The following is a 23,868-nucleotide window of genomic DNA, read 5'->3' on the forward strand; positions in this document are numbered from 1 at the left end:
CTCATTCACCAAAGGAAACGAATTTGGAGTTCATCTCTTTAGTTTTAGCATGTTCCCTCCACTCCTGAATTAAATCTGGATCTGCACCTGCAAGCCTGCCGGGATATCTATCGACCTTAATTATAGCAGGTATTCTAACTATCTTGCCTATCACCATTGCCTCACCTATGTCTAGAGAGGATAGCTGCTCCGCCAAGTCTTCGCTTAAGTTATCGCTAGACTCCAATACATATTTCTTATCATTAGGCTCCACTATTTTCAAGATTATCTTGTTGGTCATCTGGCTCAATATGTTCTCATCCAGTCCCTTAGGCCTTTGACTCACAATTATCAAACTCACACCAAACTTCCTTCCCTCCCTGGCTATCTTAGAGGCCCACGTCTTAGTCAGGGTATCGTTGTCTTTAGAAAGGAAGATATGTGCCTCTTCTATGACGGTGATGACGGGGAACGCTAGACCATTTCCTCCTCTCTTCGTTGTCTTCCTAGAATCAAGTATTTTACGTAAGTAATGTGACGCTAAAGCGTCCATACTTTCAGGCTCCATCGAACTGAGATTAACTACGTTTACAGTTCCATTTTTGATTCTTTGGGATATATCTGGAGTCAGAATATCAACTATCCCAGAGTAACGATCTTGAAATTCCTCTATCTTGGTTATAACTTCGTCTTTCGCATCTTTCTTCTTTTCATCCTTGTTTTCATCTATTGATTCCTCGAGCATTTCGAAAAACTTCTCAGTGGAACTCTGAAGGTCGATTTCCCCTTTAGATAGTCCTTCTCTAAATGCCTTGGTAGTTTCTACGAAAGCCCTCCTTAAAATCCTGTACTGTATGAAAGCGTTGGATCTGATCTCTAACAAAGTGGCGAATTCTCTCGGTGAAAGTTCAAGGGGATTCAGCTTAGGCTCTAACACAGTAAGGTTATTTATGTCGCTATCCGAATATTCGCCGTGATAATCAAAGATAAGTATGCTACCTCCTAGATTCGCTATTCTCTCTGATAATACAGCTACCGTATTTGACTTACCTGACCCAGTTGCTGCCAACACTGCAAGGTGTCTTGATAAGGAGTTAATTGAAATGTTGACTGGCACGTCAGTGCCTACTAAAGTGCCGACTCTGAGTTCTCCAGCAGAAAATATATTTTCAAGTTCCTGCGGACTTGCAAGTCTTACAGTATTTCCAGGATAGGGAGGAAGAGTAGGTAATTTACATGCCTGATTCAGATCACAGAGCATCTTTATCTTGGCTTTTATGTAATGAGGTATCCTTTCCTTGTTTTTGGTTATATCTTGAACCATTTCTATGTCGCTAACTTGCTTATCCAGAAGAGGACTCCCTCTTGTAAGCCACGTCACCAGCCCCAAAGCCTTTACGTTGTCGTATTCTATCACAACATAAGTTCCTAGCCTAATGCTTCCCAACGTTATCATGAAGGCCTCCTGTGGGGTGGCCTCTCCGATGACGAAACCAATATCCATAAATGCATAATACCTTAGAACATTTATTTGTATTTCGATAAATAGGAAAGTAATACCGAGCCTAATGAAAGGGAAAGTGAAAAGGAACTTTACCTGCTTTAATCTAGAGATAGGTTCCTAAAATACAAAATAAGACAAAAGTTGATGAAAAGCAAAAAACGCGAAAAAGCTTAGAAAGCTCCTCCCGCTACTTTCCTTGCGCTGTCAGCTATATCCTTCTCTTGAGCTGCATATGCACACAGCATTGCCTCTACGTCTGCATGTCCCTCAGCTTTAGCTGCCATTGCAACTCTGTTGTACTCGTCTGTGTGTGCCTTGTCTTCTGTTACTGCGAACTTTCCTAGGAGAGCTGTGACTTTCCTTGCGCTGTCAGCTATATCCTTCTCTTGAGCTGCATATGCACACAGCATTGCCTCTACGTCTGCATGTCCCTCAGCTTTAGCTGCCATTGCAACTCTGTTGTACTCGTCTGTGTGTGCCTTGTCTTCTGTTACTGCGAACTTTCCTAGGAGAGCTGTGACTTTCCTTGCGCTGTCAGCTATATCCTTCTCTTGAGCTGCATATGCACACAGCATTGCCTCTACGTCTGCATGTCCCTCAGCTTTAGCTGCCATTGCAACTCTGTTGTACTCGTCTGTGTGTGCCTTGTCTTCTGTTACTGCGAACTTTCCTAGAAGTTCGGTTACTTTCTGAGTTTCGGATACCATTTTGGGTCTGATTCTATTCTTACCTCTTCCCTATATATAAGCATTAGTTTGTAGAGTAAGTTACATAAAAATATAATCTAGGAGATTTAGATTGTCTCACCCGTTCTTAGATTTGAAAGATTTATAGTTCCATTTTAATTTTCTAGAACTCTATCTCAGTTTCTCTGTGACACCATGAATACACATTTTTTACAAAAGAATTTTATTGCTGAAAACCCTTAATTAAGCATGCAGTTAGGTCCTAAGACTGAAATGGGATTGAAGGAACTGTTCATAGCAAATTCAGAAGATCATTTTCTCTTGAAGTTATCGTCTCAGAAGTTGAGTGAAGCAGGGAAAACGGAGGAATCTAAGATAATAGGAGACAAATCTATGACTGAGTTCAGGCACGCGAGGGGCATATTCGAAAAACTAAATTCTTACTTGGGAGAGGAGAAACTTCTAGAATGGTTAAAAGAAATTGAATCTATGAAGGAAGACAATCATAGAGACATTTTCGTAAAGTATTCCACAATATACATGCTTTCGTCTTTCCTGTCTGAGAAGAAAGTAGCCGACGAGATTAAATTATCTCTTAAAGAAAAGGCCAATTCATGTATACCTAAGATAAGTGACTCATATGAAAAAATATTAAATGACCCCAATGTCAGTTTAGAGTAAAATGATGAGTGACTTCAATACCTATAGATGAAGAAGTAACTCGAAACTGATTCAAAGTCCCTATACTTTCTTCACATTTATTTTAATTTGTATCTATAATCACACTAATAAAATTGGCTAGGCTTTAGTTTTGCTTTTTTCTTTATACTCAGTTTCTTTCTTTTCATTCATATGTATAATCTAATAAGATTGAGATATTCCCATCAACAGAAATGTAAGTACCATATATCTTATTTTATGTAGCAAGCTAAAAGTAAATTTGATATAATAAATAATATAATCTAAAATTTACAAGATTCTAGTATAAACCTTCTTTTGAAAACTTCCTATGGGATCATTCATAGCTTCAGGTATAGCTTCAATGACGTCTGAGGCTCTCAAATGCTCTCCTAGCTTCTGATATTGAATTGCTCCAGCTAACCCATTTAAAAATGCTCCAAGGCATGCAGAAGTAAACGAATCCACTTTTCTAGCCATCAAGGTCCCTATTATCCCTGTTAGTACATCACCGGTTCCTCCCACCGTCATGCCAGGGTTTCCGGTCTTGTTTAAACGAAACCTCTCTCCGTCTGAAACTATGTCCACGAAGCCTTTCAATAACACATTCGTATTACGTTCGCTTGCCACATTCATAACTTGGGATATCCTTTCATTGAATTCAGAAGAGGGTTTAACTCCAGAGAAGATCTCGAACTCACCCGCATGAGGAGTTATAACAAAGTTATAGTTCAAACTCATATCTTTTGCTGCCTTTAACGCATCTGCATCGAGGACGACCCTCTTTTTCATTTCCTTTAATTTCTCTATCATCTGCCTAGAGAATTCTTGAGTTTCAGGTGATATACCCATTCCTGGCCCCATCACCACAGCGTCTGCCCGCTTGATCCAAGGAATTACCTCGTCCATATTAGACGAAGAGAAATCGTTTCCTTTAACACTAACAACAATCAAATCAGGAGACCTCTCCGCTATGACACGAGATATGGATTCAGGAACCGCAACGTAAACTAGGTCAGCTCCAGCCTTAGCCGATGCCATGGCTGAGAAATAAGGGGCCCCGGAGAAAGAATGACTTCCACCTATAACCAACACCTTACCATTGTCCCCTTTCTTAGACTTGGGATCCCTTCTAGGTAAGTTCAAGAGAGCATCTCCGGGACCTACGTATATTGAAGCCTCTGGAGGAATCCCTATCTTTCTAACTGTTACATTTTTGAGGTCAGAAATCCCTTTCTTCACGTCATGAAAAGTCACAACTAAGTCACAGTTTACAGATGAGTCACCTACCTTCCCTCTGTCAGCGTCATACCCAGATGGCAGATCTATACATACCTTGAAACCTTCACTTTCATTGAACTTCTTTATTGCGGTACGAAAAGGTTCTCTCACTTCACCTTTAAGACCAGTCCCCAACATCGCATCTATGAGAACGTCTGCCTTTTCTGTCTCTATTTCACTCTCCTGTTTGATTTGTACTACTTCAACGCTGAAGTCCATCTCCATTATAGCTCTCAAATTCACCAATGCGTCCTTGTGCTTATTCTCCCCAAGAAGTATCGCTTTCACCTTAGCTCCGGCCTCTGCAGACCTTCTAGCTACCACCAAACCGTCTCCTCCCTTTCCACCATGGCCCGCGAAGACTACTATTCTCTTTCCTTTCAATCCTCCAAATTTCTTCTCAATCTCATCTACTACAGACGACCCTGCGTTTTCCATCAGAAGTAAAGTTGGAACCCCCAGAGCTTCACTATTGATTTCGAGAACCCTCATTTCCTTAGATGATATCATGTGATATTGTATAACATCAACGGATTAAAAGGAAAAACATTACTTTCCTTTCGAAAGTAGGAAAACTAATCTGGTAAAATGTCTTCTAATTAATAGATATCATGAGAAGAAAATAAAAATACATAAACATATAGGTTCCTTTTCCCTTCAAAACTCCTTTATCCACTAGAGGAAAGTTTAGTCACTATCTCTAACGCTTTGTCAGCGTGTTCCTCGGCTTTCTTCATCTTCCTGAGTACCTCAACGATTTTGCCGTTCTCATCGATTATGAAGGTTATCCTTTGAGCACTCGTGCCTTTTTCATTCAATGCCCCGTACGATGCTATAATTTTCTTTTCCTTGTCAGCTACTACAGGGAACTTGTTTCCGTACTTCTCGGCGAACTTCTTCTGCGTAGAGATCGAGTCAGCGCTAACGCCTATAACCTCAGCGTTGTTTTGTTTGAATTGATCGTAAAGCTCACTAAATCTCTCCATTTCCCTAGTGCATCCAGGGGTGAACGATTTAGGATAAAAGTACAGTACAACTTTCTTTCCTCTAAATGAAGAAAGTTTGACACTCCCTTTGGAGGACTCCGCCTCGAAATCAGGAGCTTCTTGACCTGGTTCCATGCCTAGAAATTATCTCTTTTTCCTTATAAAGTAGAATTCCATTGCTTTCGTACATGCTCTTCTATAGTTAAAGAAATAAATTACTATAATGTCATTTTTATTGCTTGTTTGCTGAGAAAAGTATAAAAACCGAAGTGAGCAGAAAGAATGAAATGAGACTTATACCTAGGACTATGTCCACTCAACACCCCGATAACGCCAAAGTACCGGAGTGGAGCAGAGGAGAAGCCATTGAAGGAGAAGACGAGATCACGGAAGCATTTCTGGCGTTCAGTAACTACAATATTCACGAGGTGATGTGGGACGCTGAAGGAAAGGACGTGGATACTCACGTGATCAGAAAGTTACTTTCAAGATATTCAGAATTTTTCAAGAAAAGGCAGATAGGTAAGGATATCTACCTCACCTACAGGTTACCTAACCCCAGAATTGAGGGTGCTGACAGGAAGGTCTTTGCGGAGACTTTGGAGAGCATACCCAACAATTTCGACGTAGCTGAAAAGTTCTATGGAAAGAACGCTACTCCAGTTTTCGAGGTAATACTACCTTTCACTACAGAGTCAATAGAGTTGATAGGAATAGCTAAATATTACGAGAAGGTTGTAGCAGGGAAGCAGGACGTTAGGTTATGGGACGAACTGTACGTCAGAGACCTGGTAGGCGAAATAGAGCCTAAGAGCGTAGAGGTAATACCTCTTATAGAGGACAAGGACTCTCTGATGAAGGCTGACGAAATAGCGGGGGGATATGCTAGGGCAATAAAACCAGCTTACATGAGAGTTTTTCTAGCAAGGTCTGACCCTGCAATGAACTACGGAATGATATCTGCAGTACTCTCGGCTAAGGTTGCCCTCAGCAAGCTGAGTAAGCTGTCGAAGAGCCTTGGGATTAAGATCTTCCCTATAATAGGCGTAGGGTCACTTCCTTTCAGGGGGAACATGAACCCTGAAAACTACAGAAAGGTTATGGAAGAGTATAGCGGAGTTTATACTTTCACTATACAATCTGCATATAAATATGATTATCCGCCTGATTTGGTAGAAAAGTCTGTAGAGGACATAAATAACTCCCCCGTGTCTGAGCCTGTAGAGCTGGACTACGAAGTGGAAAAGTCCCTTAAATCTGTTGCAGACAAGTTCACCTTGTCATATCAAAGCATCATAGAGCCATTGGCTGGGGTAGTGAACCAAGTAGCTTCTATGATGCCGAGGAGGAGAGCAAGAAAGCTACACATAGGTTTGTTCGGTTATTCCAGGAGCACTGGAAAAGTCACACTACCAAGAGCGATTTCCTTCACAGGAGCGTTCTACTCCATAGGTATACCTCCTGAGGTGATAGGGATGTCATCTCTCTCCGAAATGAAGGACGCTGACTTGGAGAACGTGTTCGCCAACTACAAGTTCCTGAAAGACGATATGAGAAGGGCATCTAAGTTCTTCAACTGGGAGTCCTTGGACATGTTAAAGGACGTATGGAAGATAGACGATGAAGTAATAGGGAAGATAAAGAAAGACGCAGAGTATGTGGAGAACAACCTTGGGATAAAAATAGGAGAAGATAACGGTTATGAATTTAAGAAACATAGACTGCTGAGCAGCATGTTCACATTATCCGTAAGAGAGGGTGAAACTGCAGAGGCAAAGCGCTTCCTTTATGAGATGGCAGTAGTAAGAAGATCTCTAGGGTAAACTTGATCAAGATCTTAGTAAGCGGGGTTGTGCCGTTTGACTCTGGCAAGACTACTTTTTCTCTCAGACTTATGGATCTGATAAAGGAGATAGTAGGTGAGAAAACAGTATTCCCCTTCAAGCCAGTTGCTGGGCATAACTTGTGGTACAGCGAGCACACTATAGACGAATCCCTAAAACACGGCTTGCTGTTGGGTAACGATGCACTCAAATATCTACAGAAGAGTAATCTAAATCCTAGGTACATCAACCCAGTTGCGGCTGCATCAGTACCGGTGGATCTGGACAAGTTATCCTTCGACTTCACGGAATATGAAAGATACATGTTTGAAGGATCTTTCGTATTGATGAGGGAAACCACAATTCAAGGAAAGGAAATTCACGATAATTATTTCGTCAATAGGAAGATTCTAAACATGTCAGTTCAGTCGTTATCAAAGAAGATGAGTAAAATGATAGACCTTTTCATGCCTGTTAGTGTAGATGACATCACATCTAGAATTCTGAATGCCCATGAGAGGGTCTCGGAGTTCTTCAAGAGTGTAGCCAATTTAATTCAACCCGAGGTAACTATCATAGAGTCTTATAACGATGCCCTATCTCCGTTGTCACTAGATTCACTAGACTTGGCCTTCATTGTCTCTCCTGGAAAGGCATTCGCAGTAGAAGGAGAGAGAGTTATCCACATCATGAAAGTAATGAATTCTCCACCGTGGATAGTAAGAACTGGATCTGTGTTGAGATACCTAAGGAGTCACATTATAAAGTCGTTCGAATTACCAGCAGAGAAAAGCGTACTAGATCTAATATTTCACTAGGTTTCCCTTATCTAGAATTAACCTTGAGATTAAGACATCTGTAAGAGTTTCTATACAAACTGAACGTCAATAATATTGAACCAAATATCTTCTTGTTTTAGTAAAAAGGAAAGAAAAATAAGAGAAAGATGAAAAGGGGAAAAAGAGGGAAGGAAAAATTTACTGTTTCGCTTGTGTAGCTATCTTCCCTGTATTAGGATCGTATAGCTTTCCTATCTGCCTAAGTGCTGCGAAAGCAACTCCCATACCTCTCTGTACGTCAGGGTCCTTAAGTTCTCCAAGTATTGCCCACATACCCTTTACCGGTTTAACGTTCTCTGTCTTTAAAGCCTCTCCAGTTGCACTTATTAAGTAAGTAAAGTACTTGAAGTTGTTCAAGTCTATTGTAGCAAGGTCCTTGGTTATCTGATTCCAGTATGTCATTAAGTTAATTGTGAAGTCGTTTACCATGGCACCTATAATCTTGCCTAAAGAGTCTTCGTCTTTTATCAGACCTTTCACTGGGTCCAGAACTCCGTTTCTACTCAGATCTTTCAGGATGTCTAACACATTCTTCACCGCAACTACAGTATCCTCATCAGCCACAGTATCTACTAAATCAAGGAGATTTCCCCATCTGCTCAGGAGACCCATTGTCCTGTCGTTTACGATAGCACCTAAGATCTTACCGAGATACTCCTCATCAGTAAGCATCCCGCGAATGGGGTCAAGGATTCCGCTGTTCTTTAGGTCTCCAAAGAAGCCAAGGAGGTACTTCAGGTTGGAGATAGTGTCAGCGTCCATGAACATATCAACGAGGTCTAGAAGCTTGTTCCAGTTAGTAGCGAGTGCCATTGTCCTGTCGTTTACGATAGCACCTAAGATCTTACCGAGATACTCCTCATCAGTAAGCATCCCGCGAATGGGGTCAAGGATTCCGCTGTTCTTTAGGTCTCCAAAGAAGCCAAGGAGGTACTTCAGGTTGGAGATAGTGTCAGCGTCCATGAACATATCAACGAGGTCTAGAAGCTTGTTCCAGTTAGTAGCGAGTGCCATTGTCCTGTCGTTTACGATAGCACCTAAGATCTTACCTACATATTCTTCGTCATCTAAGACTCCTCGTATCACATCGAGAAGGCCTAGCTTATCTGCACTTTGAATTATATCGAGAACTCTATTTAGGCTTTCTAATTTTTCTTCAGAAAGAAGTCTATCTAAAGCATCAAGTTGAGTATTCATGGAAAAAAATCACCAACTTGCGAGGAACTTCTCTAGTGCCATGTCTCCTTTAGTCCACATGAAGTATTTGGTGAAGAGTTCCTTCTTCAAGTGGTTCATTGGTGCGGGGTCTGCTACTGTTACGCTTCCTCCATACCATGTGTCGTCCTTAACTGAGACTGCAAATCCTTCGTATGGGTTGTCAGCAACGCAGACTATCGTAGGATAGTATGTGTCGACCTTTGTAGGCACACCTAGTCTGTTAGCTAGATGTTGAGCTGCTATCCTTCCGGTCATTACTGCGAGATATCCTAGTTTAGGTATGGTTATTGAATTAGAGTCACCTACTGCGTAAACGTTGTCATACTTAATTGAAACCATGTTCCCGTCAGTTGGTATGAACCCTCCATCGTCTACGAGGTCTGGCGTCGAGTTCTTTAACGCAGGATTTCCAGTATATGGTGGAAGCACTATTGTAAGGTCACTTGGAAGCTTCTTGCCATCTTCAGATATTATTTCCTTGTCTGTAATCTCCTTAATCTTGAAGCCGTGAACTAGATTAACTCCTAACGATTGATAGATTGATGCCACAGCCTTCCTTGAACCAACTGATAGATCGGATAGGTACTCTCCAGGTGAGAATACAGTCATCTTCACCTTGTTGAGCATTCCCTTCTTCATGAAGTAGCCGTGGAGCATTAATGACATCTCAAACACCGGTCCTTCACAAGCTGAGTCTCCTGTAGGAACGTAGTTCTCTGGAACCTTCGGTTTCGGATTATGTCCCTGATAGAAGAATCCAGACCCTATTGTTATGTTCCCACCTTTAAATTCGTTCAGCTTCTCTCTTAACTTCATAGCATATTCCGGCTCACATACGCTGTATCCATATTGGTCCCATCCTTTCAATAGCTCTGTAGCTAAATGAGCTCCTATTCCAACTATTACGTAGTCGTAGTCTTCTTCCACTATTGAACCGTCGGGCCTCTTGTAAACTACTGTGCTTTTGGGAGCATCAATCTTCATCACTTCTCCTTGCTGGAACTGAATCCCCTTTTCAGGCATAGCCTGGCTTAGATCAATCTTAAGCTCCTCTACATCTCTCACTCCTATAGCAACATGGGGCAGTGCTGGCCTGAAATATGTGAACCTATCCTTATTTACTAACTTTATGTCTGCTTTGTTTCCCACTAATCTCTTTAAGGTATATGCTGCACTTAGACCTCCGAATCTTCCTCCTAGTACAAGTACCTTTGGCATGTTTATCTACTTATATGTTCATTTAACGTACTTAATAAACCTTTTTAAAAAACTCTTTACAACCTAGAACTTTGTAATTATTTGTCTTTATAAGCCTTTTTATATATAAAAAACTTAATATTTAATAATATTCGGACATAGTTAAAAATGACAAAGAGAATTTGGAACCAACGAAGCTAAGACAGCCACTCACTTTTAATTTATCAAGTATAGCTTACGATTTATCGAGTAGAATTTAGTAACTTATAGCATTTTATGTTTTGCTATAAGTATTAAGCAAGTATAATAACAATATACTATTAAATAAGTATTTTCTACATTTTATAGAACTAATATAATAACATAGACAATAAGTAAAATTTTGAACATACATCCTTTATTAACAGATATATGAAAAAAAACTTTAAAATCATTAAAGTACACATTATTATTATGTTATCACTAGAAGACAAGTACGTAGAAGTGAAAGGAACTAAAATTCATTACCTTGAGAAGGGAAATGGAAGGCCATTCCTCCTATTTCACGGCGCGAGATTCAACGCCTATACCTATAAAGAGACAGGCACGATAGATACAATAGCTGATTCAGGTTTTAAGGCTATATCAGTAGATTTCCCCGGCTATGGGAAATCATCATCAGGGTCTTTCTCAGGCATCAGTGATTTCATCAATTATTTCATTGATGAAACGAAATTCGAAAAGCCAATAATCCTAGGTGCATCGATGGGTGGGGAGGCCGTGTTAGGCTTCGCAGTGAAACATCCTGACAAGGTAGGTGGCCTTGTCCTTGTAGGTGCTGTAGGGGTCTCCTCTTATGAACGCGAATTACCTAAGTTAGATGGAAAACCGGTCCTGCTTATATGGGGCTCTAATGACAGCGTGTCGAGCAGGAGTAACGCTGAGTTAATCCAAAAGTATGTAAAGACGTCCAAGTTCTTCACGATAGGGAAACAGCATGCGTGCTATCTAGACGATCCCAACGGCTTCAATGAGAAGATAAAGGAATTCCTGAAGGGTCTTTGATGTCAGAAGAAGACCAAATACTCATGGATAAGCTGAAGGATGTTCTAATAGATTCTAGATATTTACAAGTTTTAGAACATTTAAAGAAGGCTAATGTGGACTATGGAAAATCCATTATGTTAAACACTAAAATTCCAATACAGGAAGTTGTTGATATACTAGATTACCTAGAAAAGAAAGGACTAATAGAGAGAGTCCACGGTGCGACTCTAAAGAATACTGAGGCTAAATACAAACTCAGTTCTGAAGTCCACAAGCATCATACTTACTATACGCTGACAAGAATAGGGGATCATCTGCTTAGAAGGCTTGACGAAAGGATGCTGATAAAAGGGTACATCTCGCTTCTGAAGTCTGATGAACTTTACCTTTCGCTAGTCTCGTTGGCTGATCAACTGAACGCCGATCATGCCCTAACTTACGCTAAACTTACCCACAAACCAATAGAGGAAATAATACCTAAACTTGAGGAGTTGGAAAGAATGGGAATAATGGAGGAAGCTAAAGCAAAGGTCATAAAGTTCGGGGAGAGAAAGTCTAAGCCGAAGAAAGAGACTAGGACACACCATAAATATTACGGGCTGACAAGAACTGGGGAGATGGTAGTAAGGGAGATGAAGAGAAAGGGAATTATAGGAAAATGAAGAGAGATAAGAAGAAAAAGTTGCGCATGCATATTCTAGATATTTAATTAGACATCGATCTTTATATTTATAAATTTGTGATTTGTACCAAAAATCTGTACATCCTTATTAATCTCATTTGCTTATCTTTGCGATTACATCGTCCCTAATTTTCTCAACTGATTTGAGAAGTGGCATCATGAGAATCTCTTTCTTGTTTTCATCTATCGTCTTCTGAAGAACTTGATCTATGTTTCTTCTAACGATGAGCTCAACCATCTTGACTCTCCTATCCACAATTCTGCGCCTGAAAATACCGTTTGACTCAAGGAAAGATTTATGCTCTTCGAACATGTCTACTAACTCCTTTATCCCTTCTCCCTTAGTTGCAACGGTCTTGGTAACGATTGGCTTCCACCCATCTCTGAAGTTAATCTCTGCTGAATCTATGACGAACTTAGTAGAGATATAAGACGCCTCTGCTTCAGGTTTATCAGCCTTGTTTATAACGTAAAAGTCTCCTATCTCCATTATTCCCGCTTTCAGGGCTTGAATTTCGTCTCCTGTCCCTGGAACTGTAAGCACTGCTATTGTATGTACACTAGATACGACTTCGGTATCAGTTTGCCCGGCCCCAACGGTCTCAACTATTATTCTATCGTAACCTAATCCGTCGAGGGCCTCTATCAACATCAACGCTTCAGCAGAAACCCCACCTAAATGACCTCTTGATGCCAAACTTCTTATGAAAACATTACTCAACATGCTTCTGTCCTGCATCCTTATGCGATTACCCATGAAGGATCCTTTAGTGAAAGGGCTGGAAGGGTCTATCATTACTACTCCAACTTTGTGATGCCTCCTTACATACTCGTCGATTAAGGCTCCAATGATTGTGCTCTTCCCAGCGCCAGGTATTCCAGTAATGCCAACTACGTGAGCCGAGCCGGACCTCTCTGCTAAGTACTCTAATGCCTTCAACCCCTCTGGATCAACGTACTCTATTTTTGTAAGCAGCCTGGCTATTGCAAGTTCCTCTCCCTTGAGAGCTCTCTCAAGAAGCATGCTCAACCTTTTGGCCCCTCTTCTTAGCTACGGCTTGCTTTATGAATTCAGAAATCTCCTTCAAGTTAGACCCAGGCATGAAAACTTGATCTACTCCCATATCCTTCAGAGTCTGAATGTCTTGAGGTGGTATTACTCCTCCTACCACAAGGACAACGTCATCTAGCTGGTTCTCTCTCATTAACTTAGTGATATGAGGTACGAGCTCCAGATGAGCTCCGCTTAATATGCTTATTCCTATCACGTCAGCGTCTTCTTGAACTGCTGCCTTCACGATCTGTTCTGGAGTCTGCCTCAGACCGGTATAGACTACTTCCATTCCTGCGTCCTTCAAAGCCCTAGCTATTACCTTAGCTCCTCTATCATGTCCATCCAACCCTAGTTTTGCCACTACTACCTTGATTCTTTTCTCCGAAGACATCGAAGAACTGTAATCTTTAAAACGTTTAAACCTTTCGGCTATTTAGTCTCTATAAATAATATGGATTTGACATAAATTCTAGAAACTTTTTTGAGTAACATAGCCTAATTACTAATGATGACCGAGCTCTCAGGAACTACGCTGAAGATTTATAATTACATGATCAAACAAAAAAAGCCTGTAAAACTGACTAAGATTCAGAAAGATTTGAACATGAGCTCGAAGTCATTAGTTCATTATCATTTGAAAAAATTGATAGAAGAAGGACTAGTAAAAGAAGTTGACGACGGTTATATAGTTAGCAAGGTAGTTCTAGAGGATTACATTAGGATAAGGAGCATGGTATTGCCCAATTCAATATTTCTGGCTTCCTTCTTCATATCTTCTCTTGTTCTATTCGTTATCATTTCTCTATTTTACTCTGGTAACGATACGAGCAGCATCTTTGCAGGACTTGTGATAGCCACAGCGTCGGCTTATTTTGTAAGGGATGTCGTGAGGAAGATTAAAAGGTTTTAACACCTTAGGATTATACTATACTTTTGTAATATAGTAGTAAAAAACTAATAAAGATGAAAAAGCCAGAATTAGAGTAGCCAAAGAAGGATATATGTAGATAGGATTAGAGTTATTTCTCCACATTATGAAGTCAGTTAAAAAGGAAAAGAACTCTCCTACCAGTAGTAAGGCAAGGACAGATAGTATTTTAGTTAAACCACTTTTAAATTCCTTATTTAGTCTAAAGAATTCAATCATAATAAGAACTGTAATAATTATTCCTATAATTGCAATAGAAATATGTAAATACCAGATTTTTATCATTTTAGAGTATAGTAGAAACGATTCCTTTATTTAATGTTTTCCCTAAATTACATAACTAGTTAAAAGGAGTACAGTGCTTCGAATAAGAATATAAAATACGCTATAGTTAAGAATCGTGTGAAAGGCTGGTCAATGGTAGCTGCTGGCATATTGGCATCTATATTCTTTGCAGCAGTAGCACTTTACGTTCCCTATGTTGTATTACACTCAGAAAGAATAAACGGAGTCATAACGGTTTCAGAAGATGGAACTTTAAACGAATATAATCAGACTGCACTATTGCTGTCAACGCCCAGAACCTGGAATGAAGCACCAGCATATCTTTCATCGAACTATTCTAAAGTCATTGTATTACTCTTGAATTATAGCTCAATTGAATATAATAGCTTATCTAGTGACGGAAAAGAAAATAATACTGCAAATTACACTACTTTTTATAGTTATTCATCTTCTACTTTTAACGGGAGTCAGATCTTCCTTTTCGTGATGAACTCCTCTTTAGTTTGTTCTAGAGGAGACACTTTTTCAGTATATCCCGATCTAATTTCTATAAATGCGTCAGAGATTTTACCCCTGCTTATATCGTTCTCTCCAAACGATTCAATATACTTCCCAATTTACTCTCACTATTATACTGTAAAGAGCGTAAGATACACTTACAATCCCTCTGAGAACAAGGTTTATGTCCAACTTTACCTTGATTTCCACATAAAGGAAAATCAGTTTGACCACTACCAAGTAATGATCATAGTAATACCTCTGAGGGACACAGTGGGCTCAATTCAGAACATTGCATTCATAGTTCAAAACAAAGAGATTAATTAGTATCGCTCATATAATATGACAAATAGAGGTCATCAAAGTTTTAAAATGCTTTGCGTCACTAGCTAACTCTAGTCCTCGTGCATTAAATATCATAAAAAGTCTCTATTAAGATTTAGAAAGAAGGGTAAAGTGTTTCTGTTTAAATTTGAATTTAAAATAACTTTTATATATCTTTCTTTTTACTGCATAAAAACCGTGATATTTGCCTATAGCTCTAAATCCTTGAGCGTAAAGTATATTGATGCTTGAGCATTGGAGTCCTCCTGAAGTGGCGATCTGCAGTTCCCCACATATAAACCTCTATACTTCATAGCTATCTTAACGCCTGTTGGATAGTCTGGCAGAGACGTCACCTGAGCTAGCATCCTAATTTTGTTTGCTAAATCTATAACCTCGGAGTTAATCCCTGCCTCAGATTTCTTAGCTATCTCCACTAATAATTCAGGGGCAAAGTTTCCAACTGCGGTAACTATACCTTCTACTTTATCTACAATTGCTTGAAGAACTGTAACGTCGCTCCCAGAAAACAGCTCAAACTTTAACTGATCCTTAAGACTTACAAAGGAAGATAGTTCTTCTAAGTCGCTAGTTGACACTTTCATCCCGTCTATCAAACCTTCCTCGATTAATTTCCTTATGTAATCTATGGGAATATTCAACCTAGTAGACGACGGATTATAATAGAAATAGACCTTGTTTCCAGTCTTCCTTAAAGACTCAAAATACATCATCAAACCCTTGAGCCCCGTGATATGATAAGTAGGAGGCAAACTGAAGACCGAGCCGACTCCCAAGTCTATCATTTTTCTAGTTAACCTTATGGCATTGCTTACAGAGTCCGAGCTAACTCCTACAATTACATTTTCCTTATCTTTGCTTCTCTCTAGTACACTTTTAACAACAGTCAGTTTCTCATCTTCGTTTAGCATGTTGAACTCTCCAGTAGTGCCAAGAACCCAATAAGAGGAAATCCCATTTTTCCTCTGGAAGGAAATCACCTGATCTAAGGCGTTAACATCGAGCTCCTCTTTCAGATTAAATGGCGTTACTAACGCGGTTATTATGTTCATTTTAAGGTCGATTTAGTAAAAGGTTTATTTACTTAAAAACTGAATGTTAAGTTAATGCAGATATCCAAGAGGGAATACGACTACCTTACAGTTATAAAGAAGTACAACGACGAGAATAGCGGTGCGAAAATAACTAGAATAGCTAAAGAAATGGGTATCTCTCCTGCAAGTGTTTTCGAGGAAATAGACCATCTAGTAGACAAAAACCTAGTTAGAAAGGAAAGAGATGGGATATGGATAACTGATTCTGGACAAAGGGAATATGACGAATGGACAAAGACTCATAGAGTAGTAGAGACTTTTTTAGTCAGACTAGGTTTCGACGAGAAATCCGCTTGTGACTTCTCCAAGAAGTTTGACTACGCGATTCCGGAGGAAGTTATGGAAAAACTTTATGTATACCTAGGCAAACCTAAAACATGCCCTCATGGAGGCGAGATTAACCAAGAATGAATTTCACCCCTAGTTCTTATTCCATCCTTCTCATATTGATGTTTCTAGAGGCCCTCGGTCTTCCAGTACCGAGCGAAGTTATAATGCCTCTAGCGGGATACTTCTCCTCACAAGGTCAATACGATCTTCTAGGTGCTATATTAGTAGGAACAATTGGAGCTACAATAGGCTCTTTTTTAGACTATTTCATAGCCTTATTTTTAGGAGAACCAATTCTCCTCAGATATGGGAAATACATTAGGCTAACTCAGGCAAATCTAAATAAAATGTACTTATGGTTTAATAAATATGGTGTTTTCGCTGTATTTTTTGCTAGATTCCTTCCTGCAGTCAGAGCTCTAATCTCTTACCCTGCAGGACTGGCTAAGATGAACTTTTTGAGGTTTTTCATTGCGACATTCGCAGGCCAGTTCCTATGGAACGGGGTACTAGCATACGTAGGATTTCTATTTGGTAGAAACTATTCCACAATAGTATCACAAATTGATCATCTAACCTATATTATAACAATAATACTAATTATAGCGTTAATAGTTGTTATTATTTTATACAAACATAACTTTTTAAAGTATAAACGATAAATACATCTCATGCTTCCAGATCCATCATTTTCAGTGACTCTTTCTCCATTACAGCTAGTTCTTTCAGTTATCTCAGGTATTCTAGTAGGGTTCAGTCTTGGACTAATAGGAGGAGGAGGTTCGATACTTGCTATTCCCCTTTTGTTGTACTTTGTAGGCCTAGCTTCAGAGGCTAAAACTCCAGCTGAGTATAGCTACATTGTTCACTTGGTTCTGGGAACAACTGCGCTAGCTGTAGGTTTAAATGCGTATCTGAATGCGTACATGCATTTCAGGAGAGGAAATGTAAGAATAAGACAAGGCATATTCTTCACTATTCCTGGGATATTAGGTGATGTAATAGGAGCATATTTAAGTCATCTCATGTCAGGGGCTTTCGTACTTTTTCTCTTCAGCTTCCTAATGATAGCAGTTGCGGCGAAGATGTGGAGAACGAAATGCAAATCGCTTCAAACCACTAAACCTACTATCACAAAAGAAAATGGAAGTGGAGGTCTTTCTTCTTTGATCTCGGGCGTAAACCTACAAAGGGTCATCCCGGCAGGACTTGCCGTAGGTTTCGCCTCAGGTTATTTTGGAATAGGGGGAGGATTCCTTGTAGTACCTGGGCTTCTCTTCAGTTCTTCGCTTGATATGCTAAGGGCAGTGGGTACGTCTTTAATAGCAGTAGGTACTTTCGGAGTTACGGCAGCATCAACTTATGCCTTTTACGGTGATATAAATATCATAGTCAGTTTACTATATCTTGTTGGTGGCATTGCAGGAGGTTACGCCGGCGCATCTGTAGCATCAAGCATACCAAAAAGCACTCTTAGGAAAATTTTTGCCATAATTATAGTCGTAGTGGCATTCTATACAATGTATCAAAATATAAACGGATTATATTATCTTTTGCATTTAATTTAATATAATTTCTTTTTATTTAGATATCTATAGAACCTATCTTAGAAAACGAATTATTACTGTGATAATTATTAAAAATATATAATAAATTAATTATTTATGAATAAATCTGTATTTCAAAAATATCTACATATAAATAATCACATAGAATCATAATATTGCCTTATCATCAATTCCAGTTTACTTATAAGAGAAGGTAATATTTCTTTTAGAGACTGATAATCCTCTTCTTCAACTGCTTTCCTCATATCGTCCGACAGTTTTCGTAACTCAGGAAATTTAGAGCACTTCATGATTGTAGTTGCAGATTCCCTTTTAACCCAAGGAAAAACGGTCTTCTGTTGCCTTTCATCCACGTGGAGTTTCACCTTCTCTAAGGAGGTCTTAATTAGGATGAGATCCTGAAGTTCGAGAAACTTTTTCGACATATGAATAGTCTTTTTACTCGTCAGCTTAGAAAACTATGCATGAAATTAAGGGAGTACTACGCGTACGTCTTTATCGTTGCTACTATAGTAACTCTAATCTTCTTGTCCTTTTTCCCTCTAGTTCCAGTAGGTGACGAGGAACTAGCAGGAATCTCACCTACCGGAGTTCATTACAACTTATCTCTCCCTGTAGGAATATCTTTCTCAGCTTTCCTAGCCTTGATGCTTTTCTTTATTTCTATTGTAATTTTCTACGGGAGTAAGTCGTTGTTTTACAATGTTCTGATAGATGCGTCAGCGATCTCTTTCATTTTCCTCAATTACCTGAACTTCTTCCTCATATATGAAACCTTTAAACCAGAGATACTGGTTCTTCCCTTTTTTGTAGAAATCTCTTTCCACGGAACAAAAAGCTTAGTCCTGGATCTGGGACAAATAGTTCTAATAGTGTTCCTCTACAGACTTTACAGGAGAGCTAAGCTCAGAGTTAATAATGAGTAAAATTAATGCTATTTAATAACCCCGCCTATCCATCACCTCCAGAGTCGCGGTGTCCGTGCCTAAGAAGGAGGTCAGCAAGGCGGGGCACAGTTGGTGATGACGCCGACATAGGTTGATCAGTGATGACGGGTCGATTACCTGAAACTTAAAATTCCTTTATGTACTGTGAAAAAGGATGAGCTCGTTAAGTGATCTAGAGATCGAAATAAGGGCATGCAAGAAATGTAAGTTGTTTGAGGCTAGGAAAAATGCAGTACCAGGAGAGGGAAATCCTCACGCTAAGCTGATGTTCATAGGTGAAGCCCCTGGCTTGAATGAAGATATCCAAGGTAGACCTTTCGTAGGAGCAGCGGGAAAACTTCTAGACAAGATGATCCATGACGTGCTTGGACTAGAACGTAAGGATGTCTTCATCACTAACGTAGTTAAATGCAGACCGCCTAACAACAGGGATCCCATGCCTGAGGAGATTAGCGCGTGTTCTCCATATCTTGTTTCACAGATACGTCTGATAAACCCACAACTCATAGTCACCCTAGGTAGACATTCAACGGGTTTCCTTTTCACATACTCAGGTGTAGATTTCCCCGGTATTACAAAAGTGAGAGGAAAACCTCATACACTTAGAATAGGTAGGCTAGAGATCAAGGTGTTTCCTACCTACCATCCAGCAGCAGCACTTTACAATCCTAACCTGCGAGAGACCATAAGAGACGACTTCGTGAGAATAAGATCCGAGATAAACTCAAATTCATACACTATAGATCAATTCTTCGATCCCGATGGATCTTCAAATAAAAGGTAAGAAAGTCCTAGTTACCGCATCGAGTAAAGGAATAGGCTTTGCAATAGCTAAAGCATTCCTCCTAGAAGGAGCCGAGGTCTCAATCTCGTCACATTCTAGAGAGAGGTTGGAGAAGGCTGAGTCCGAGCTATCAAGGCTCGGGAAAGTTCACTCCTTTCTTGCAGATCTGAGGAACATAGATGACGTGAAATCTCTAATCAAACAGGCTTACGAAGAGATGAGCGGAATAGACGTTTTCTGCTATGTCACCGGCTCTCCTAAGCCGGGGAACGTTCTCACGCTCTCGGATGAGGACTGGAAGGAAGCATTTAACCTTCTTCTCCTCAACGCTGTCGTGGCAGTGAGGGAAGTCTCAAAACTCATGAGCAGAGGAGGAAGGATAATACTCTCTACGTCCATGACCCTGAGGGAACCTCTCCCAAACCTTGACCTATCTAACGTAGTCAGGCTATCGCTGGCAGGTCTAGTTAAGACCGCTTCTAACGAGCTCGCAGAAAAGGATATCCTAGTTAATGCAGTACTACCGGGCTGGACTATGACTGAAAGGGTTTCACAACTCGTTAAAGACAGAGCCTCAAGGGAATCTAAAACCGAGGAAGAAGTCCTCAAGGATATAACGTCGGTAATACCTTTAAGGAGAATCGGAAGCCCCGAAGAGATAGCTAATGTATTCTTGTTCCTAGCCTCTTCTCTCTCAACTTACATTACGGGACAACTGATAACTGTAGATGGAGGATTTGTTAGAGGAATCTTTTAAAGGCATAGGGCAGATAATACCGCGTTTTTCTCTATCTAGAGAAAAAACATAGAATAAAGTACTCAAGGAATATAACTCCATTTCCACAGTATTACTTGTGATGTACAGTGAAGATTACCGACTTACACATACAGAACTTTAAAAGCATATCAGAAATAGAATTAAACGATATAGGAGGATTCAACGTAGTTGTAGGATACAACGGATATGGAAAGACTAACTTTCTCACTGCAGTCTATCTCTTCCTGAGAAATCTGTCCTCAGGAATTGAGAAGAAATCTATCGAAGATAGGAACAACGAGCTTCTTCTCCTCTGGAAAGGCTATGATACATCGTCGGAAATGAAACTAGGAGGAAGAGTAGAGTTCACTTCAGAAGAAGCAAACAAAATACTAGGAAAGAACGCTCCGATAATCCTTGAAGTGGAGAACGAAGTGAAGTATAGTGGAGGATATGCTGAATGGACCGTGAACAGACTCGTGATTAACGGCTCTCCCCCAGGGAAAGATGACTTACAGATAGTTAAGAAGATATCAGATTACGCTTCTCAACACGTGGAATACGTTCCAATATTCGATCAAACGTATTTCGATGAGACTATGAAGAGAATGATGGACATGAACAGCTCTCCTATAAACCTAAGGAGGTACTGGTACGACTTCGTCAACTTAGTGAGTAAAACTATACCGGAAATAAAGGGAATGGAGTTCTGGGAAGGAAGGAAGTTAGTCCTTAACGTATACGACATGCCCATATACATAGACTGGGCTGCAAGCGGATTTCAGAGAGTCCTTCTGATGCTCTTCATTATCTGGCTCAGCGGAAACAAAATTCTCCTCGTAGAGGAACCCGAGATAAACATGCACCCCACTCTTCAATCTAAGATAGTCAAACTAATGAAAAGCTGGACTGATTCTGGAGTTCTACAAGCTTTCGTCACCACTCACTCTCCTTACATAGTTTCCTCTACAGTTGATTCATATGTAGTGCTAAGAAGGAATCAGGGTAGTTCAACTGCTGTTTTGGTGAAACCAAGGGAAGGGCTTAAGAACGTACTCAGCATTTTAAAGGCCAACCTAAGCGATATAGTTTTCAATAGAATAATAATTTTGACTGATAGTAACGCAGAACCAGTGGTAGTGAGCAATTGGCTGAGAAGGTTAAATATAATTCCAGAGGACAGTGGAGTGCAGATCTTTAAGGTAGCATCTAATTTAGAACTAGACAACTGGCTAAAATTAAGGAAAATGCTTAAACTTGATATGATATTTCTAGGCATGTGTGATAGTATAGACGTCAGCTTGAGAGATTACTGTGTTCCAATGTCAAGGGAAGTTGAGAGTTATTACAACAAGCAGGTTTTACTTAACGTGTTGAAGAACGTTGGAATATCTCCTGATGACAAGGAATTAAAGGATCTAGGGAAAGAGGAGAACTTGAAGTGGCTCTACAACTTGATGAAGAAGAGAGGAATTGATTATAACCAGTTGAGGATGTCCATAGGAGAAATGATAAGTCAAGTGGACACTGTGGAGATACCGAAAGAGATTGAGATTCTTGCAAATAAGATTAAATCCATCCAAGCCGTAAACTAGTAACATGGAAAGCCTTGTTGAAGCTGGGACTGTTCTCATACTAATTGGCTTCTTCATTGTCTTTATAGGAATGTTTTACGAGTTCTTCAAGGGAGTTAAGAAATCTACTACAAGGGAGAATAGTGAAAGAGAGGAAGAGGAACAGGAGAGAAAAAGTGAGTTCGGAGGTGTCATATTCATAGGTCCAATACCGATAGTCTTTGGGTCTTCTAAAAGAATATCAAAATGGATGATAGTTGCTGCCATTATAATTACTGCAATCCTAGTGTCGCTCTACATAATACCCTTCATCATTTAAAAGGAAACTAACAAATTGCATATAGACGGCTTTTAAGAACTTTTGCTTTGATAAACGGAAACTTTCACGTCGCTTAGTAGAACCTTGGGATTATTCTACAACTTTTCATCAATGATAAGATTTTTAAAAAAGGGGGAAAAAGGAAAAGAAATTTAACTAAATTCTGCAATGTCCATCAATTTAAAGGAACTCTACATCATACCCCTGAGTTTTGATGCCTTGACTACTCTGTCTATAGATATAGCCATCGCAGAGGTTCTCAAATCATAGTCAGAGAATCTTCTTTCATGCTCACTATACATAGAGGAGAAAGCTCTTTCCATTCTGCTTATAATTAGCTTCTTGGCTTCTTCATCCTCTACTATTTCACCCATCTTATTGTTAGCCCATTCCACGTAACTTCCAACCACACCTCCTGAGTTAGCTAATATATCAGGGACAACGATCACGTTCATCTTCCTTAATATTTCGTCTGCATCGGCAGTAAGTGGACCGTTAGCCCCCTCTACTATCATCCTCGCTTTGATATGGGACGCGTTGGCTTTGTTCACGACGTTCTCTATAGCAGCTGGTATCAAAATATCGCAGTCCGAAGTTAGAAGTTGCTCATTTGTAACCTTCTTTCCCTCATATGATGACACTGTTTCCCCACTTCTCTTCATTTCCATTAGTTTATCAGCATCTATTCCCTCTTCGTTTATTACTCCTCCTTTCGAATCACTTACTCCTATTATTTTCCCTCCCATTTCCTTAATGAATTTGGCTGCGAAATATCCCACATTTCCGAATCCTTGAATGATCACTCTCTTACCTTCTATCCCGTCCATGAACTTCTCAGCTGCTGACTTAGTAATAACGGAAAGCCCTAGTCCTGTGCTATATTCCCTTACACTAAGTCCTCCTATCTCAACCGGCTTCCCTGTAAAAGATGCGAAGTCCACTTTTCCACTTACCTTAACATATTCGTCCAGAAACCAGGCCATTATTTGTGGATCTGTATTAAGATCTGGAGCTGGTATATCAATATCACTACCAATGTAGTTATATATTGCCTTAACGTATCCCCTAGAAAGTCTTTCTAACTCGTCCTTTTGAAGGCTCTTGGGGTCAACTCTAATTCCACCCTTTCCTCCTCCATATGGAAGACCTAGAAGGGAGTTCTTCCACGTCATCATCATGGAAAGTGCCATCACCTCAGTTTGAGTCACATTAGGTGAGAATCTAACCCCTCCCTTGTATGGGCCTAAAGCGCTGTTGTGCTGAGATCTCCAGCCAGTGAACGTCTTAACAGTTCCATCGTTACCCTTAATGTTTATCTTAACTTGGATTACCCTTTCAGGTTGTGAGAGCGAATCAACAACGTCCTTATCTAAGGAAAGTATTTGGGCTACCCTCTCTAGCTTCTTGACTTGCTGGGTATACAGATCTGAGGATACTATATCTGAATAAACTGTGCTCATAAAAGACAGATCTTCTTTCAAATATT

At 39.9% G+C, this 23,868-nt stretch carries 26 protein-coding genes; 15 read left to right on the plus strand and 11 right to left on the minus strand.

The window, feature by feature from the left end; all coding sequences use genetic code 11:
- Position 1 precedes the first annotated feature (1 nt).
- Both herA and IC007_RS12355 read right to left on the minus strand, forming a co-directional pair.
- Complete coding sequence (gene herA / locus IC007_RS12350; RefSeq protein ID WP_149528842.1) at positions 2-1,483, minus strand: DNA double-strand break repair helicase HerA; 1,482 nt, start codon at positions 1,481-1,483, stop codon at positions 2-4.
- Between the two features lie 170 nt (positions 1,484-1,653).
- The gene (locus IC007_RS12355) at positions 1,654-2,190 is read right to left on the minus strand and encodes a rubrerythrin (protein ID WP_174861574.1); all 537 of its coding nucleotides are present in this window, start codon (positions 2,188-2,190) and stop codon (positions 1,654-1,656) included.
- 228 nt (positions 2,191-2,418) lie between these two features.
- On the opposite strand from IC007_RS12355, the gene IC007_RS12360 reads away from it, so the two are divergent.
- On the plus strand, positions 2,419-2,850 hold the full coding sequence (locus IC007_RS12360; protein ID WP_054846876.1) for a hypothetical protein: 432 nt from the start codon (positions 2,419-2,421) through the stop codon (positions 2,848-2,850).
- 288 nt (positions 2,851-3,138) lie between these two features.
- Here the strand turns inward: IC007_RS12360 and IC007_RS12365 are convergent, their stop codons facing one another.
- Entirely contained in the window at positions 3,139-4,638 is a 1,500-nt protein-coding gene (locus IC007_RS12365; RefSeq protein WP_149528843.1) for an NAD(P)H-hydrate dehydratase, read from the minus strand.
- Positions 4,639-4,796: 158 nt separating this feature from the next.
- Positions 4,797-5,249 carry a peroxiredoxin gene (locus IC007_RS12370; protein ID WP_054846875.1) on the minus strand — a complete coding sequence of 151 codons (453 nt, stop codon included), beginning with the start codon at positions 5,247-5,249 and terminating at the stop codon, positions 4,797-4,799.
- A gap of 152 nt (positions 5,250-5,401) precedes the next feature.
- Between IC007_RS12370 and ppcA the strand changes: the two genes are divergently transcribed.
- Complete coding sequence (gene ppcA / locus IC007_RS12375) at positions 5,402-6,937, plus strand: phosphoenolpyruvate carboxylase (protein WP_054846877.1); 1,536 nt, start codon at positions 5,402-5,404, stop codon at positions 6,935-6,937.
- A 2-nt stretch (positions 6,938-6,939) separates the two neighbouring features.
- Entirely contained in the window at positions 6,940-7,755 is an 816-nt protein-coding gene (locus tag IC007_RS12380; RefSeq protein WP_149528844.1) for a hypothetical protein, read from the plus strand.
- Between the two features lie 159 nt (positions 7,756-7,914).
- Here IC007_RS12380 and IC007_RS12385 read toward each other — a convergent pair whose 3' ends face one another.
- Positions 7,915-8,973 (minus strand): helical membrane plugin domain-containing protein, encoded by a 1,059-nt coding sequence (locus IC007_RS12385; protein ID WP_149528845.1) that lies wholly within the window; start codon positions 8,971-8,973, stop codon positions 7,915-7,917.
- 9 nt (positions 8,974-8,982) lie between these two features.
- The gene (locus tag IC007_RS12390; RefSeq protein ID WP_054845211.1) at positions 8,983-10,212 is read right to left on the minus strand and encodes an NAD(P)/FAD-dependent oxidoreductase; all 1,230 of its coding nucleotides are present in this window, start codon (positions 10,210-10,212) and stop codon (positions 8,983-8,985) included.
- Between the two features lie 432 nt (positions 10,213-10,644).
- Between IC007_RS12390 and IC007_RS12395 the strand changes: the two genes are divergently transcribed.
- Positions 10,645-11,235 carry an alpha/beta fold hydrolase gene (locus tag IC007_RS12395; RefSeq protein ID WP_054845212.1) on the plus strand — a complete coding sequence of 197 codons (591 nt, stop codon included), beginning with the start codon at positions 10,645-10,647 and terminating at the stop codon, positions 11,233-11,235.
- A complete protein-coding gene (locus IC007_RS12400; RefSeq protein ID WP_149528846.1) occupies positions 11,235-11,879 on the plus strand; it encodes a DUF2250 domain-containing protein in 645 nt (214 codons plus the stop codon). Before IC007_RS12395 ends, IC007_RS12400 begins: the two co-directional genes overlap by 1 nt.
- 114 nt (positions 11,880-11,993) lie before the next feature.
- On the opposite strand, the gene meaB is transcribed toward IC007_RS12400, so the two are convergent.
- On the minus strand, positions 11,994-12,923 hold the full coding sequence (gene meaB, locus IC007_RS12405; protein WP_054845213.1) for a methylmalonyl Co-A mutase-associated GTPase MeaB: 930 nt from the start codon (positions 12,921-12,923) through the stop codon (positions 11,994-11,996).
- Positions 12,913-13,344, minus strand: a complete 432-nt coding sequence (locus IC007_RS12410) for a cobalamin B12-binding domain-containing protein (protein WP_054845214.1) — start codon at positions 13,342-13,344, stop codon at positions 12,913-12,915. Before IC007_RS12410 ends, meaB begins: the two co-directional genes overlap by 11 nt.
- A gap of 213 nt (positions 13,345-13,557) precedes the next feature.
- Between IC007_RS12410 and IC007_RS12415 the strand changes: the two genes are divergently transcribed.
- Both IC007_RS12415 and IC007_RS12425 read left to right on the plus strand, forming a co-directional pair.
- A complete protein-coding gene (locus IC007_RS12415) occupies positions 13,558-13,863 on the plus strand; it encodes an ArsR family transcriptional regulator (RefSeq protein ID WP_370685799.1) in 306 nt (101 codons plus the stop codon).
- Positions 13,864-14,283: 420 nt separating this feature from the next.
- Entirely contained in the window at positions 14,284-14,991 is a 708-nt protein-coding gene (locus IC007_RS12425) for a hypothetical protein (RefSeq protein ID WP_149528848.1), read from the plus strand.
- Between the two features lie 206 nt (positions 14,992-15,197).
- On the opposite strand, the gene IC007_RS12430 is transcribed toward IC007_RS12425, so the two are convergent.
- Entirely contained in the window at positions 15,198-16,061 is an 864-nt protein-coding gene (locus IC007_RS12430) for a dihydrodipicolinate synthase family protein (RefSeq protein WP_054845218.1), read from the minus strand.
- A 54-nt stretch (positions 16,062-16,115) separates the two neighbouring features.
- On the opposite strand from IC007_RS12430, the gene IC007_RS12435 reads away from it, so the two are divergent.
- Genes IC007_RS12435 through IC007_RS12445 form a run of 3 tightly spaced genes read left to right on the plus strand, consistent with a single transcriptional unit; the run spans position 16,116 to position 18,001 of the window.
- Complete coding sequence (locus tag IC007_RS12435) at positions 16,116-16,514, plus strand: metal-dependent transcriptional regulator (protein WP_054845219.1); 399 nt, start codon at positions 16,116-16,118, stop codon at positions 16,512-16,514.
- A 38-nt stretch (positions 16,515-16,552) separates the two neighbouring features.
- Positions 16,553-17,095: a DedA family protein gene (locus IC007_RS12440; protein WP_162204967.1), complete on the plus strand. Its 543-nt coding sequence runs from the start codon at positions 16,553-16,555 to the stop codon at positions 17,093-17,095.
- 9 nt (positions 17,096-17,104) lie between these two features.
- A complete protein-coding gene (locus IC007_RS12445) occupies positions 17,105-18,001 on the plus strand; it encodes a sulfite exporter TauE/SafE family protein (RefSeq protein ID WP_054845221.1) in 897 nt (298 codons plus the stop codon).
- 137 nt (positions 18,002-18,138) lie between these two features.
- Here IC007_RS12445 and IC007_RS12450 read toward each other — a convergent pair whose 3' ends face one another.
- A complete protein-coding gene (locus IC007_RS12450) occupies positions 18,139-18,426 on the minus strand; it encodes a hypothetical protein (RefSeq protein WP_054845222.1) in 288 nt (95 codons plus the stop codon).
- A gap of 39 nt (positions 18,427-18,465) precedes the next feature.
- Here IC007_RS12450 and IC007_RS12455 point away from each other — a divergent pair, with 39 nt between their 5' ends.
- The 5 genes from IC007_RS12455 to IC007_RS12475 all read left to right on the plus strand — a co-directional run bounded on the left by IC007_RS12455 (position 18,466) and on the right by IC007_RS12475 (position 22,382).
- Positions 18,466-18,927, plus strand: a complete 462-nt coding sequence (locus IC007_RS12455) for a hypothetical protein (protein ID WP_054845223.1) — start codon at positions 18,466-18,468, stop codon at positions 18,925-18,927.
- A 175-nt stretch (positions 18,928-19,102) separates the two neighbouring features.
- A complete protein-coding gene (udg, locus tag IC007_RS12460) occupies positions 19,103-19,732 on the plus strand; it encodes a type-4 uracil-DNA glycosylase (protein ID WP_054845224.1) in 630 nt (209 codons plus the stop codon).
- A complete protein-coding gene (locus tag IC007_RS12465; RefSeq protein ID WP_054845225.1) occupies positions 19,710-20,489 on the plus strand; it encodes an SDR family oxidoreductase in 780 nt (259 codons plus the stop codon). Before udg ends, IC007_RS12465 begins: the two co-directional genes overlap by 23 nt.
- 107 nt (positions 20,490-20,596) lie before the next feature.
- A complete protein-coding gene (locus tag IC007_RS12470) occupies positions 20,597-22,084 on the plus strand; it encodes an ATP-dependent nuclease (RefSeq protein WP_149528849.1) in 1,488 nt (495 codons plus the stop codon).
- A 4-nt stretch (positions 22,085-22,088) separates the two neighbouring features.
- Positions 22,089-22,382 carry a TIGR00304 family membrane protein gene (locus IC007_RS12475; RefSeq protein ID WP_054845226.1) on the plus strand — a complete coding sequence of 98 codons (294 nt, stop codon included), beginning with the start codon at positions 22,089-22,091 and terminating at the stop codon, positions 22,380-22,382.
- Positions 22,383-22,573: 191 nt separating this feature from the next.
- Here IC007_RS12475 and IC007_RS12480 read toward each other — a convergent pair whose 3' ends face one another.
- Positions 22,574-23,842 carry a Glu/Leu/Phe/Val family dehydrogenase gene (locus IC007_RS12480; RefSeq protein WP_149528850.1) on the minus strand — a complete coding sequence of 423 codons (1,269 nt, stop codon included), beginning with the start codon at positions 23,840-23,842 and terminating at the stop codon, positions 22,574-22,576.
- Positions 23,843-23,868: the final 26 nt, after the last annotated feature.

It is taken from the genome of Sulfuracidifex tepidarius (genome assembly GCF_008326425.1).
Lineage (GTDB): Archaea > Thermoproteota > Thermoprotei_A > Sulfolobales > Sulfolobaceae > Sulfuracidifex > Sulfuracidifex tepidarius.